Source organism: Catenulispora sp. GAS73 (assembly GCF_041262085.1).
In the GTDB taxonomy this organism is placed as follows: Bacteria; Actinomycetota; Actinomycetes; order Streptomycetales; family Catenulisporaceae; genus Catenulispora.
Window position 1 is genome coordinate 175471 of sequence record NZ_JBGCCM010000003.1, and the last position, 13701, is coordinate 189171.

At 70.7% G+C, this 13701-nt stretch carries 7 protein-coding genes; 3 read left to right on the forward strand and 4 right to left on the reverse strand.

Annotation, left to right across the window (positions count from 1 at the left end; all coding sequences use genetic code 11):
• Nucleotides 1-300: 300 nt before the first annotated feature.
• Both ABH935_RS05785 and ABH935_RS05790 read right to left on the reverse strand, forming a co-directional pair.
• A complete protein-coding gene (locus ABH935_RS05785; RefSeq protein ID WP_370376710.1) occupies nucleotides 301-900 on the reverse strand; it encodes a muconolactone Delta-isomerase family protein in 600 nt (199 codons plus the stop codon).
• 36 nt (nucleotides 901-936) lie between these two features.
• The gene (locus ABH935_RS05790) at nucleotides 937-2445 is read right to left on the reverse strand and encodes a GGDEF domain-containing protein (RefSeq protein ID WP_370376711.1); all 1509 of its coding nucleotides are present in this window, start codon (nucleotides 2443-2445) and stop codon (nucleotides 937-939) included.
• Between the two features lie 242 nt (nucleotides 2446-2687).
• Here ABH935_RS05790 and ABH935_RS05795 point away from each other — a divergent pair, with 242 nt between their 5' ends.
• Both ABH935_RS05795 and ABH935_RS05800 read left to right on the forward strand, forming a co-directional pair.
• Nucleotides 2688-5831 (forward strand): SpoIIE family protein phosphatase, encoded by a 3144-nt coding sequence (locus tag ABH935_RS05795; protein WP_370376712.1) that lies wholly within the window; start codon nucleotides 2688-2690, stop codon nucleotides 5829-5831.
• Between the two features lie 1068 nt (nucleotides 5832-6899).
• The gene (locus ABH935_RS05800; protein WP_370376713.1) at nucleotides 6900-8276 is read left to right on the forward strand and encodes a condensation domain-containing protein; all 1377 of its coding nucleotides are present in this window, start codon (nucleotides 6900-6902) and stop codon (nucleotides 8274-8276) included.
• A 30-nt stretch (nucleotides 8277-8306) separates the two neighbouring features.
• Here the strand turns inward: ABH935_RS05800 and ABH935_RS05805 are convergent, their stop codons facing one another.
• Entirely contained in the window at nucleotides 8307-11813 is a 3507-nt protein-coding gene (locus tag ABH935_RS05805; RefSeq protein WP_370376714.1) for a phosphodiester glycosidase family protein, read from the reverse strand.
• 601 nt (nucleotides 11814-12414) lie between these two features.
• Here ABH935_RS05805 and ABH935_RS05810 point away from each other — a divergent pair.
• Complete coding sequence (locus ABH935_RS05810; RefSeq protein WP_370376715.1) at nucleotides 12415-13194, forward strand: hypothetical protein; 780 nt, start codon at nucleotides 12415-12417, stop codon at nucleotides 13192-13194.
• A 7-nt stretch (nucleotides 13195-13201) separates the two neighbouring features.
• Here ABH935_RS05810 and ABH935_RS05815 read toward each other — a convergent pair whose 3' ends face one another.
• Entirely contained in the window at nucleotides 13202-13672 is a 471-nt protein-coding gene (locus ABH935_RS05815) for a MarR family winged helix-turn-helix transcriptional regulator (protein ID WP_370376716.1), read from the reverse strand.
• Between the last annotated feature and the right edge of the window lie 29 nt (nucleotides 13673-13701).

Below are 13701 nucleotides of genomic sequence, written 5' to 3' on the forward strand. Positions count from 1 at the left end.
CCGTCGGCCCCACCTGCCCGGCCCGCGCTCACCGACCTGATGCGCGCGTTTGCGATCGGCGCTCGCCAACCTGGTTCACGCTCGCCGATCTGCGCCGCGCACGTTTGCGATCGGCGGCTCGACAGCCTGGTCCGCGCTCGCCGATCTGGCTCGCGCGTGGGCGATCGGCGTGCGCGCCTGCTGGCTTGCAGCAGGCGGTCGTGCGCGAATGTGATCGGCGCTCTTCGACCTGCTGGCGCGCGCCCGCTGGTCTGATCGGCGTGTCTGCTGTCGCGGCGCGCGGGCCGGATCAGGGGCCTGCTAAGCCGTCGCCGGATCGCTGGGATGCCGCGTCAGCGCCAGCGTCCCGACCTCCAGCCACTTGTCCATCGGCAGCGACCGCAGATACCCGTCCAGGCTCCCGGCGTCAGCCGCCTGCCACAGCCCGAGGTTGCGCCCTTCGCCCGGCAGCGACCACAGCCGGATCAGCCGCCGCTCGGCCGCGAGTTCGGCGGTGCGCCGGGCTTCGCCGGCCGTCGTGGCCTCGACGTCCTGCGGACTCGCGTCGGGCGGCACCGTGAGCGCGAACGTCGTGAAGTACTCCGTGGCCGTCCCGTCGAGCGCCACGCGGCCGGGCCCCGGGTCGTTGCCGTGCGGCCCCAGCGGCGTCACCTCGTCGGTGCGCCAGACCCGCAGCGGCATCGTGGCGAGGGTCTTCTCCAGATCGTCAGGGTCCTGCGCCGCGAACAGACCGAGCGTGCGCCATTCCCCGGGCGCCAGCGGTGGACGCCACAGTCGCAGCACCTTGCCGGCCTCCGCGAGGGCCCGTGTGTTCGCGGCCTCGCGCGCCCGGACGGCGTCCACTTCCTCCGGCTTCGTGCCCTCCGGCACCTGAGTCGTCATTGTGACGAGGTATTCCATGAATGTTCTCCGAATCCGTCATCACGCCATCCGTCATCACACCGGCTGATTCTTCGCTTCCAGCATCAGCAAGTCCGCTTCCCGAAACGCCTCCGCGAGTCCCCGCCCCGCGATTGCCGTGACCCCCATGGTCACCGACACCGGCGTGCCCGGAGCCAATCCGCTCCAGTCGTGCGCGGCGACCGCCGCGGTGAGCCGCGTGACCACCTCCTGCGATTCGGCGAGCGCCGTGCCCGGCAGCACGATCACGAACTCGTCGCCGCCGTAGCGCGCCAGGAAATCGTCGCCGCGCAGCGTCCGCGACAGCACCGCCGCCACCTGTTGCAGCACCTCGTCCCCGACGAGATGCCCGTGGACCGTGTTCACCTCCTTGAACCCGTCCAAGTCCGCGACCCCCAGCACCCCGCCTCCGCCGCGTCCGGTCAGCTCCCCGACGTACCGCTCCAGATGCCGCCGGTTCGGCAGCCCGGTGAGCGGATCGGTCTGCGCCTCGTCGGCGTACCGGCCGATGTTGCGGCGCAGCTCGTCGAAGTCCAGCCGCGCCGTGATGCCGTCGACGAAGAGGTCGTAGACCTGGTCGCTGGCACGCGCCAACAGGTACGTCACCTCCCGGTCGGCGGCGTGCGCCGCCGCGTGGTCGCCGGCGGCGAGGTGTGCCAGGGCTCTGAGTCGCGGCACCTCGGCGCGGCCCAGCCGGGTCTGCGACGTCCGCGCGTCGCCGAGCAGTCCCAGTGCCTTCGCCGAGTCGCCCTCCGCGATCTGCAACGCCGCCTCCCCGAGCCGGGCCAGCTCGACGCTCTCCGGGAACTGCGCGTTCTCCAGACGCAGCAACAGTCTCGCGTCCCCTTCGTAGGACCCGCCGAGCGCCGAGTAGCGCGCCATCGCGTAGCCGAGGTACGGAACCTCCATCGCGATCAGATCCTCGGCCCGCAGCCGGTCGACGAGGTCGCCGAGCACGGCCTTGGCGGAGCCGGTCTCGCCGCGCTGGTCCAGGAACACCGCCTGCCGGACGCGGATCTCCGGGTGTGCCGTCAGCCGCCGGTCCTCGTCGCTGCCGAACCGGGCGATGTCCTCGGCGTGCCGCTGCGTGGCGACCGCGTGGCGGTGGAAGCCGACCAGCGAATAGGTGACGGCCATCGAGATCCACGGCCGGACCGCGCGCTGGTCGTTCGTCGTCGCCTCCAGCGCCTGCGCCCCGCGCACCAGGTCGGTGACGCAGCGCTCCAGCGAGCCCTTGCGGTAGGCGAAGAAGGCCGCGAGCGCGTGGAACTCTCCGACGTCCGCCGGCCGGGCGCCGTGCTCCTGGATGATCGCCCAGGCCGCGTCGATGATCGGCGGGCAGTCCCGGAGCCGGTCCATGTTCAGCAGCGCCGACACCTTCGCCAGCTGCACGGCCAGCACATCCTGCGGCGCGGTCAGCCCGGCCAGCAGCCGGTCGGCCTCCGCGACGGCCTCGGCCTGCCGGTTGGCCCAGTTCAGCCGGGCCACCGCCAGCCGCGGCTCGTCCGGCTCGGACGACTCTGACAGCTCGGTCGGATCCGGCACAGTTCCATCATCGACCCGGCTCCCGACCGGCGCCACGGCATCAATCCCGACCCGACTCGCGTCGCGCTTGCCATATGGGGGAGGCTATAGACGTGAACGCCACGCGCATCATCCCGTTGCGTCGGCGTGACGCGCTGGGGGCGGCCTGACCGTCCATGGCCGATGACACGCCCGGAGCAGACGCGGACACCGCGGAGAACAGCCGGAGCGCGGGGGGACCCCAGCCCCGGCGCCATCCCGTCGTGGGCGTCGCCACCGCGCTGTTGGAAGCCGACGGCCGAATAGTCCACTGGAGTGCCGCCGCCGAGGCGATGCTCGGCTACTCCGCCGAGCAGGCCGAGGGCAGCTTCGCCCTCGATCTGCTCGGCTCCGAGCAGCGGCGCGACGACATCCTGACGATCTACGGCCAGATCCTGCAGGGCGAGGACTGGGCCGGCGTCTTCCCGGTCCGGCGCGGCGACGGCCGCGTGGTGGACCTGGAGATCCACACCTATCTGATCGACTCCGGAACCCGGCCGCCGATGGTGCTGGCCACGGCCGTGGACGTCGGCGCCGTCCGCGGGGTCGAGGCCGACCTGGCCGTGCTGGACAGCTTCTTCAGCCAGTCGCCGGTCGGCATGGCGGTCTACGACACCGACACCCGCTTCGTGCAGGTCAACGCGGCCCTGGCGGCGGCGCACGGGATCTCGGTCGCCGAGCACCTCGGGCGCCGGGTCCGGGACGTGCTGCCGGGAGACGAGGGCTTACGGATCGAGGCGCAGATCCGGCAGGTGCTCGGCACCGGCCGCCCGATCTCCGACGCCCGGTGGGCCGGCCGCGCCGACGGCGACGTCGAGCACGGCGAGGCCGCGCACCATCACACCTGGTCGGCCTGGTACTCCCCGCTCCAGGACCCCTCCGGCCGGGTGTTCGGCGTCAGCTCGACCGTCATCGACGTCACGGAGCGTCACGAGGCGGAGGAGGAGGCCGCGCGGGCCCGGCGCGGGCTGGCCCTGCTGGCCGAGGCCAGCGCCGCCATCGGCGCCACACTGGACGTCCGGCAGGCTGCCGCGGAGCTGGTCAAAGCCATGGTCCCGGAGATCGCTGACGTGTGCGGGGTCCACGTCCTGGAGCAGCGCTCCCGGCACGGCCGCGGGCACGGCTCGGGTCACGGCGGGAACGGGAACGGCAACGGGAGCGGGGCCGCCGCGAGCGGGCCAGGTCCGGGCTACACCAGCGGCTACGCCGAGGCGCAGGCCGATCCGGAGTCGTTCGTGGTGCGCCGCGTCGCCTTCGACGCGGTCAGCGGTGACTTCCCCTACGACGACGTCCCGATCGGCCAGCTGCAACGCCTGGAGTCGGGCTCCCCGTACGCCGAGGCCCTACGGCTGCACGAGACCGTCATCGTCGACCCGGCCGAGATGCCGTCGATCATCGCCAACCCGACCGGCCGAGTGAGCGACTTCTACGCCCGCCGGGCCCAGACGGTGCGCGTCGCGCCGCTGGTCGCGCGCGGCGCGGTGTTGGGCTTCGTGTCCTACGCGCGCCGCAAGGAACGCGAGCCGTTCGACGACCAGGACATCACCCTCGGCGAAGAGCTCATCGCCCGCGCGGCCACCGCCTTCGACAACGCCCTGCTGTTCCAGCGCGAACGCGAGACCGCGCTGGCCCGGCAGGAGACGCTGCGCCAGGCGAACGCCGCTCAGGGCCGCCTGGCCCTGCTCAACGACGCCAGCGTCCGCATCGGCACCACCCTCGACCTGCAACGCACGGCCGAAGAGCTCATCGAGGTGGTACTGCCGCGCTTCGCGGACTTCGCGACCGTCGACCTGCTCGCCTCGGTGATGCGCGGCGACGAGCCGGCCTCCCCGGTCCCCGGCGAGCCGGTGGTCCTGCAAGCCGTCGCCGTCGCCGAGTCCTTCCCCTCCGGCCTGACCTCGCTCGCCGACGCGGTCGGCAAGACCTCCACCCGCGACGCCACCAAGGGCTACGCCCGAAGCCTGCGAAGCGGACGCCCCATGGTGATCCCGATCGTCGACGAGGAATCGCTCGCCGCGATCGCCTCCTCCCCGGAGCGCGTGGCGGGCGGCCTGGCCGCCGGCATCCACTCCTACCTGATGGTCCCGCTGCTGGCCCGCGGCGTGGTGCTCGGCGGCGCGGAGTTCATCCGCATGCAGGACCGCGAACCCTTCGGCCGCGCCGACGTCGCACTGGCCGAGGAACTGGCGGCGCGCGCAGCGCTGTGCATGGACAACGCGCGCCTGTACCGCAGGGAGCGTGCCACGGCACTGACGCTGCAACGCAGCCTGCTGCCGCAGAACGTCACCCACACCATCGGCATGGAGATCGCGCACCGCTACCTGCCGAGCAGCCGCGTCAGCGAGGTCGGCGGCGACTGGTTCGACGTCGTACCGCTGTCCAGCGGCCGGGTGGCACTCCTGGTCGGCGACGTGATGGGGCACGGCATCCGGGCCGCGGCCACGATGGGGCAGCTGCGCACCGTCGCCCGGACCCTGGCCACCCTGGACATGGAGCCCGAGCAGGTACTGACACGCCTGGACGCCACAGCCGCGAGCAGCGGCGACGACCAGTTCGCCACCTGCGTGTGCGCGGTCTACGACCCGGTCGAGCGCTCCGGCGTGATCGCCTCAGCCGGCCACCTCCCCCCGGTGGTGGTGGCACCAGACGGCACCACCACGCTGCTGGAGGTCGAGCCGGGCCCACCTCTGGGGGTGGGAGGCGTGCCCTTCGCGAGCATGGAGTTCGTCCTACCCGAGCACAGCGTCCTGGCCCTCTACACCGACGGCCTGGTCGAACGCCGAGGCCGCGACCTCGACGAAGGCATCAAGCTCCTCCGAGAAACCCTCGCACCACGCGGCCGCCCCCTGGAAGAAGCCTGCGACGCCGTCCTGGCCGCCCTAGTCCCCGGCGGCGCCGAAGACGACGTAGCCCTCATCATGGCCCGCACAGTCTCCCTGGCCGACGAACGCGTAGCCACCCTGGCCCTCTCCGGCGACCGCCGCATGGCCGGCCAAGCCCGCGTCTTCACCCGCGAGCGCCTCCGAGCCTGGAACCTATCCGCCCTCACCGACCTAGCCGAACTCCTAGTCAGCGAACTGGTGACAAACGCCCTAACCCACACCGACCGCCCCAGACAACTCCGCCTATTCTGCGACCGAATGCTGACAATCGAGGTCGCCGACTCAGACCCCCGAGCCCCAGCCCTCCGCAAGTTCACGGACTACGACGAGAGCGGCCGCGGCATCCGCCTCGTCGACGAGCTCTCGCACAGGTGGGGGAGCCGGACGACCCGCCACGGGAAGGTCGTGTGGTTCGAGCTGGAGCTGCCCGCCGGGTGGAACGGCGGCAACGGCAGCAACGGCAACGGCGGACAGCCCGACGAGTGACGGCAGACGCGCTCGCTGTCCACCGGCGCGGACACGACCGCGCACCGGCTCAAGCCCGAACCCGCGAATCGCCGACGAGTGGCGGTCGGCACCGGGCCGATGCGGCCAGACCGCCGATTCCGACGAGAACCGGCGCCTTGGCCGCCGTGGGTGGTGACGGGTCAGCGCGACCGGCCCCGTGGTGAGGGGGTCCGAAGGACCATGCGGGGTGTTGGTTCTGGGTCCCTCGCCGCGTCGGCGGGCGAAGCCAACCTGGCCGGTTTGGTGGTGTCAAGCCGGACGAGGCTGTACCACAGCAACAGGGGTGCGGCTTGATTCCGCCAAACCGGGCTGGTTCCGTTTACGGCGACGACGCGGCGAGGGACCCAGAACCCTGGTGACCACAAGCAGCGACCGCAGCTGACCAGCGCGACGCAGGCAACAGCGGATAGGAAGCCGACCAGTTGCGGGCCGCCGCCATCAAGCAGGTCGCGCGGGTCGCCCCCTCGCTGTAGAGCGCCCGCCGGAGGCCTCAAGGTGCCCACCACGCACGACGATTGCCGCCTACGACATGCGCAGTGACTCGGACCGGCGCGCGGTCGTGCACACGAACACCGCCAGCCGCCCACGCGCCATGCCTGATTCGAGCCGCCGCGCGGTCGTGCACACGAACACCGCCAGCCGCCCACGCGCCATGCCTGATTCGAACCGCCGCGTGGTCGTGCCAGCGAAAACCGGCGGCCGCCAGCGCAACATGCTTCGCTCAACCGAACTGCGTCCCCCTGCGAGGTCATCAAACCATTGGCGAAGCCGTAAAAACTGCCTGTAAACCACACGCCAGCCGCACCCTGACAAACCAACCGCACCGCACGCGACACCGCACCGCACGCGACACCGCACGCCACCCGACACCCCACCCCACTCCTCAACCAGCACCACCCACCCCCAACCCTTGCGCGATCTAATCGTATTCTTACCGCAATTTCTCAGACTCTTGCGTCAACGACACACCTGACACACGATGGAGCCGAGCGCGGGGAGGGCGAGTCTGACACCGGCGTGTGGCAGGCGTTTCAAGGGGGCTGGGCTATGGCTCTACCGGTACCGCAGGCGATCCTCGGCGGCGTGCGCATGACTGACGCGATCGTCGTCCCCTTCGAAGGCCCAGGCGCCGGCGTCGGTGAGCTGACCTGGGGGCAGCGCAAGGTCTGGACGCTGATGCAGCAGGCCCGGTCGTCGCTGAGCATGGGCGGCGCGGTGCCGGTGACCGACGGTCGGACGGTACAGGACCTCGCCTCTGAGCTCGCGTTCTTCATGTCCCGCTACGCCTCGATGCGCGCCCTGATCCGGTCGGGCCCGGGCGGTGCCTTGAGCCAGGTCGTCGCGGCCTTCGGCGAGGCGACGCTCGGCATCCTCGACGTCCCCGCCGACACCGACGCCGCCGACCCGGCCCAGGCCGCGCAGTCCCTAGCCGCCCACTGGGAGGCGACCCCCTTCGACCACGCGTGGGAGTGGCCGATCCGCATGGCCGCCGTCCGCTCCCACGGCGTCGTCACCCACGTCGTCGTCACAATCTCGCACGTAGCCACAGACGCAGGCGGAATCGCCGCCATGCTCGACGAACTCGGCACCCGCGACCCGCTCACCGGCGAACCGAAGAACCCAGATCCGGCGATCGGACCGCTGGAGTTGGCCGCACTCCAGCGCACGGCGTCCAGCCAGCGGCAGAGTGAGGCCTCGCTGCGCTACTGGGAGCGCCTGCTGCGCTCGGCCGCCCCCCTGCGCTTCGGCCCACACGTAGACCGGGGCGAGCCCCGCTACCGCCGCGCCTACTTCACATCCCGCGCACTACACCTGGCGTCGAAAGCAGCCGCAGCGCGCCTCGGCGTGCCAGCGTCAACAGTGCTGTTGGCTGGCTACGCGGTGGCGGTGGCGCGGCTGACCGGCATCAGCCCCGCGCTGATCCAAGTAGTCGTCAGCAACCGCTTCCGCCCCGGCCTCGCCGACGTCTCGCATCCGCTGTCGGTGAACGGCCTGCTCACGGTCGACGTCGCCGACGCCCCCTTCGACGAGGTGGTCGACCGCACGCAGCGCGCCATGGCTCTGTGCTCGAAGTACGCGTACTACGACCCGACGAAGCTCGAAGAGCTACGCGCCCGGATCAACGAGGAGCGCGGCGAGACTATCGACCTGTCCTGCCTGTTCAACGACCGCCGCGTCGGCATCGGCACCGAGCCGGTCGGCCCACCGACATCCCGCCCCGAACTCGAAGCCGCGCAGCATGAAAGCACCCTGCGCTGGGCCGAGCCGTTCACGACCTACCACGACAAGCTGATGATCCAAGTGGGGACGTCCCCGGATACGGTGGAACTGGAGGTCCAGGTCGACACCTACCACGTGTCCGTAGCCGAAGTCCAAGCGCTCGTGCTGGACATGGAGTCGCTACTGGTCCTCGCGACACCGTAAATCGCAGGTGCCGCGAGGACCAGTAGAACGTCAGGACTTAGCGACCGTCACCGTCATTGACCCGGTGACCCCGCCCGACGTCACCGAGATCGTCGCTGTTCCCGGGCACTTCGCATGCACCACACCGGTAACCGCATCCACGCTGGCCACCCGCGGATCCGAACTCCGCCACACATGCGACGCCGGATCCGCGATCGGCACGCTCAGCGCAGGCAGATCGTCCCCCGTCGGCGAGGTCCCCGTTGCCGACAGCTGCGTCGTCTGCCCGACATGCAGCGCCGCCGCACCACCACCCGCACCACTCACCGCAATACTCGCCAACGTAGGAACCGCCGCAAACTGCACATCCCCATCCGGCAGCACATGGAACAACCCGTAGTTATAAAACCCACCCTCGTCCGCCGCCGCATACGCCTCAACCCCAGCATCCGCGACCACGAAGTTCGGCAGCCCGTCCGCCGCATTGTGCCCCGTCGGATCCAACAGATTCTCAGCCCACCCCCGAGCATGCCCGAACAGCAAAATCACATGCGTCCGCGGATGCGAGTCCTGATACCTCCGCACCAACGTCTCGAACATCTGCGCCTCCCACCGATCAGCAAACTGACTGTCCTGCTGCGGATGCGGGTCATACGCCGGCACATGACTCACCACGAACACCACCGGCGACCGATTCGCCGTCAGCTGGTCGGCCAGCCACTGATACTGCGACGGATCAGTAGCCGGCACCTGATACGGATCCGAAGGCAGAATCCCGATATGCGAACTGTCCGTCACCACAACGTTCGCCGCACCCTGCGTATAGCTGTAGTGCGTCGGCCCGAACAGACTGGTCCAGTTCTTGTTCTCCGCATCAGCACCCTGCGTGATCTCGTGGTTCCCAACGCCCTCGTGATACGCCAGCCCAGTACCGTCCAGCAACGACTTCAGATACGTCAGGTTCGCCATCGTCCCGGAATCGCTCATGTCGCCCATCGTCTGCAACGACAACGCCCCGGTCTGGCTCGACGGCAGCGCCTTGATCTGCGCCCCGTCCTGCTTCAGCACCACACTCCCGGTCGAGTTCGGATCGTCGGCATGCGTGTGCGCGTCGTCCAGCGCGGCCAGCGTGGTCCCGCCGGCCCGGAACTTCGCCGGGTCCTCGGTGTACTGCAACCACGACGGATTGTGCGGGATCGCCACATACGGCGGCGTCACCAACGGCCGCGGCGAGTACAACGCCTGCAGGTCACTCACATACAGGTCCCCGGACAGCTGCTGCGTCGGGCTGATGACCAGGAAGTCCAGGAAGTTCACGGTCATCGGGAACTGAAGCCCCGCCGGCAGGTTCGCGACGATCAGCTGCCACCCGTCATACGTCACCGTCGACGGATAGAAGTCCACATACTGCCCGTTCACCTCGGTGTACGCCTCAGCCAACGTCAAGTTCCCCAACCCCAGCGGCGACCCCGACCCACCGGTCCCGGTGCCCTTGATCCACACCCCGACGCCGTCCGGCAGCTGCGTCTCCCCGGGCGGCGGGAACGACTCGTTCCCGTTCGGGAAGAACACGACCTGCTTGACGCCGTTCCCCGCCGGAATGTTGTAGCTCACGTCCATCGAACCGGCGTCGCTCGGCAGCCGCTTGGTCGTCGTCGACAGCGACAGACTCCCCGTCGCGCCGCCATGCGCCCGCACAGCCCAATTCCCCACATCGGTCATCGAGTCGACGATCTCAGAACGCTGACCCACCGCGATCGACACCGTCGCGCTCGCCCCGGCCGCACTCGCCGTGACCGTCACCAGTCCCTCGCCGCTCGCCGCCGCGGTGAACAACCCCGTCGTGGGATCGACGCTGCCCAGGTTCGACGGCGACGCCGTCCACGTCACCGACGCCGGCAGCAGCGACACCGGCTGCTTGTCCCGCGTCGTGGCGCTGATCGTGAGCTGCTGCGTCCCGCCGTTGTTCAGATCGACCGTGGCCGGGCTGAGCGACAGCGAGTTCAGCCGATCGGTCACCCGCAACGGCACCGAGTCGTGAGCCCGACCGGCCTTCACGACCAGATCGCCAGTGCCCGGCTCGCCCGACGCCGTCAGCGAAGCCCCGCTTGTTCCAGTACTGATACTCGCCCGAGAAGCCGGCCGCACCGACAGGCTCACCGCGTCGCTCGCCGGGTTCCCCAGCTTGTCGACCGCGTACGCCGCCACCGGAACCGTGCTGTTCGTCAGCACGGCCAGCGGCGCGCCGGCGTTGGGGACGGCCTTCACCGCCGGCCCCGGGTGCGCCTCGGTGCTGTAGAAGAACAGGCCGTTGGCCACCGGCCGCTCGTGCCCGTCCGACGGCGTGTTGCTGACGCCGGCCTGCTGCCGCCCCGGCTGCCGCGCGACCATCTCGCTGGAGCCGCCGGAGTCGAACAGCATCGCGTTGTACGCGCCGTGCGCCATCATCCACCCGGCCAGCTGCGGCCGGGTCAGGCCCTCGGCCGCGTCCTCCGGCTGGTGGCCGTCGAAGACCGCGACGATCGCGTGCTTGCCGTCCTTCGTCACGCCGAGGCCCGTGACCGGGTTGTTGACGTTGTTCTCGCCACCGCCCTGGAGCGGCACGGCCATCGTCCCGTTCTGCACTAGCACGGCCCCGCCGGACAGCGCCTGGCGCACGTTGTCGTCCGGGCTGATCGCCTCCGCTATGGCGATCCGGTCGCTGACGTGCGCCGTCGCGGTGAGCCACTGGCCCGCAGTGCCCGACCCGGCCAGGTCCTCGGTCCCGGCGGGCAGCGGCGCGAGGTCGGTGACGTTCGGCGTCACCTTGTCCACGACCAGGACGCCGGACGCGGCCGGATCCCGGTGGCCGGACACCACGACCGACGCCGGGACCTTCCCGCTGTCCCCGAGGTCCGGCGTGATCCGCACCAGGCCGTTGGCGGACAGGTCGTCCACGAAGTTGACCGAGCTGATCGGGTGGCTCGCGGCGCCGTCCGTGGCAGTGCCCGAATATGCCTCGGCGCCGATGCCGATCGAGCCGTCGGCGCGCACCACGAGGTTCTGGTTCCACCCCGGGTTCGGGCTCTTCACCAGGCGGCCGTTGATCACGACCATGCCGTGCGGACGACCGGAGCCGTAGATGTCGAAGAAGTCCCCGTTGATGCCGGCGACCGCGCCGGTCCGGTTCGCCATGGACGAGGGGATCTCGTTGGCGGGGTCGCTGAGCTCGTTGTGCGACTCCACGACGCCGAGCCGGACGTTCGGGTCGGTCAGATCGACGTTGAGTTCCGTCGCGTGCTGCACGCCGCCGACCGTCTGATAGGTGTCGGTGTGGTAGCCGATACCGCGCGTGATCTCCTGCTCGGCAGTGTGCGAGGCGGTGACGACCAGCGGCCACTGATTCGGGGTCGGCGGCAGCCAGGGCCGGTTGCCGGCGTCGCTGTCGGCGTTCGCGTTCGGGGTCGCGTTCGTCGTGCTCTGGGCGCTGGCGCCTCCGGTTCCGGCCACCGCCCCACACGCCAGCGCGACGACGACGGCGGCCGAAGCCGCGAGCCGTCTTCTCCTGTGCAGCATCATTCCACTCCCTCGGCACGGGCCATCCCGCAAGACTCCTCGCAAAGAGTGTCCTTGCCATGGCAAGTCGCGACACAAACGGGAAACAAGTCAGGACGCTGTAGCGATGTGCACAGGAAACCACAAAGAGTGGCTATTCTTCGATCTCCGGCGCCACCAGCCGCGTCGCGATCTGACGGTCGCTGTGCCCGGCGCCGACCAACAGCGCCACCTGACGTTCGCGGCCGGTCAGCGCGGCCAGCACAGTGGCGCTGGCAAGCGGCCCCGAGCCCGAGCCCGAACTCGAACCCGAACTCGAACCCGAACCCGAGCCCGAGCCCGAGCCCGAACTCGAACCCGAACTCGAACCCGAACCCGAACCCGAACCCGAACCCGAGCCTGAACCCGAACCCAAGCGCGAGCCTGAACCCGAACCAAAGAGCGAGCCCGAACCCGATGCGGAACCCAGCGCACCGGCGGCGGATCGCCCATCGTGCCGGCCCTGTATGGACCAGGAGCGCGTGATCTCGGTGCGTATCTCGGCGCGTATTAGGTCGGTGTTATCGCCGTGTGGGGCGGGCCCGGGAGGCTTCAGGTAAGCACTCCGCGCCTAGGGGGACGCCACGTGACCGAGACTTGCCCTTGCCTGACGCTGCACTGTGTCGGCTCCGACTCCGACTTCGAACACCTCCAGACGGAGCCGGAACCCGACCCGGCGTCGTCCGTGGCCGAGCGCCGCGCCGCCGCGGCCGAGATCCTGCGCGTCACTCCGATGCGGTCCGACCGCGAGGTCGGCAAGGCCGTGGGGCTGTCCGCCGGTACCGTCTCGGCGGTGCGGCGCACCCTCGGCGATCGGCGCGCCTCGCATCTGCGGGTCGGCGCGGACGGCCGGGTCCGGCCGGTGAACGCCCACGAGGGCCGCCGGGCCGCAGCGCGCCTGCTCGCCGAACGCCCGGAGATCCCGGTGCGGGCGATGGCGCGCGAGGCCGGGATCTCCCTCGGGACCGCGCATGACGTGCGACGCCGCGTGCTGGCCGGGCTTTCCCCGGTTCCCGAAGGACGCGCCGGCTCGCCGCCCGGCCAGCCGCAGCCCGGCGTCCCCGACGTCCCGCAGCCGCCGAACCTCGCACGCCGCACCCCGCGCTCGGACCCCGCCGCCGTGCTCGACGCCCTGCGTCGCGACCCCGTCCTGCGCTACTCCGACACGGGTCGCACGATCCTGCGACGCCTCGACGCCCAACTGCTCGCCGCCAGCCAGCTGATCGAGCTGTGCGAACACGTCCCCGCGCACTGCGGCACGCAGGTCGAAGCCGTGCTGCGGCACATCGGCGCGGCGTGCGAGGACGCCGCGCGCGCGGTGCAAGGCCGGGTGCCCGGGCGTCCGAGCGACGAATTCGACGGCTGATTTCCCTCTAGGTCGGCAGCGGCCCGCTGAGCGCCTTCGCCACCGCGACAGATGCCTCGCTGAACGCGCGCTGCACCGCGATGTAAGCGCGCAGCTGCTCGTCGGAGAACGCGGTGGCGACGGCTTCGAACCCTTCCGCCAGCTGGCCGTACGCCGCTCGCAGCGCCGCCTCGTGCCGTCCCGTGGACCGCACGTGCACCTTGCGCCGATCCTCGGTGCCCCGCACGCGCTCGACGAAGCCTGCCCGCTCTAGCCGGTCGAGCAGCGCGGTGACCGCCGCGGCCGACAGGCCCGTCGCGTCGGCGATCCGGCCCGCGGTCAGATCCGGCTCGGCGCGCGCCAGGTCCAGGCACTTGAGGTCGCTCGCGCCGAGCCCGAAGCGGTCGGCGATGGCCTGGTGCAGCACCAGCGCCCGGCCGGACGCCTCGCGGGCGACGGCGGCCAGGTCCGCCAGCAGCGCGTCGCGGTCGGTTGACATCGGGCTCTCCTCGGGCGACTATTTCGATG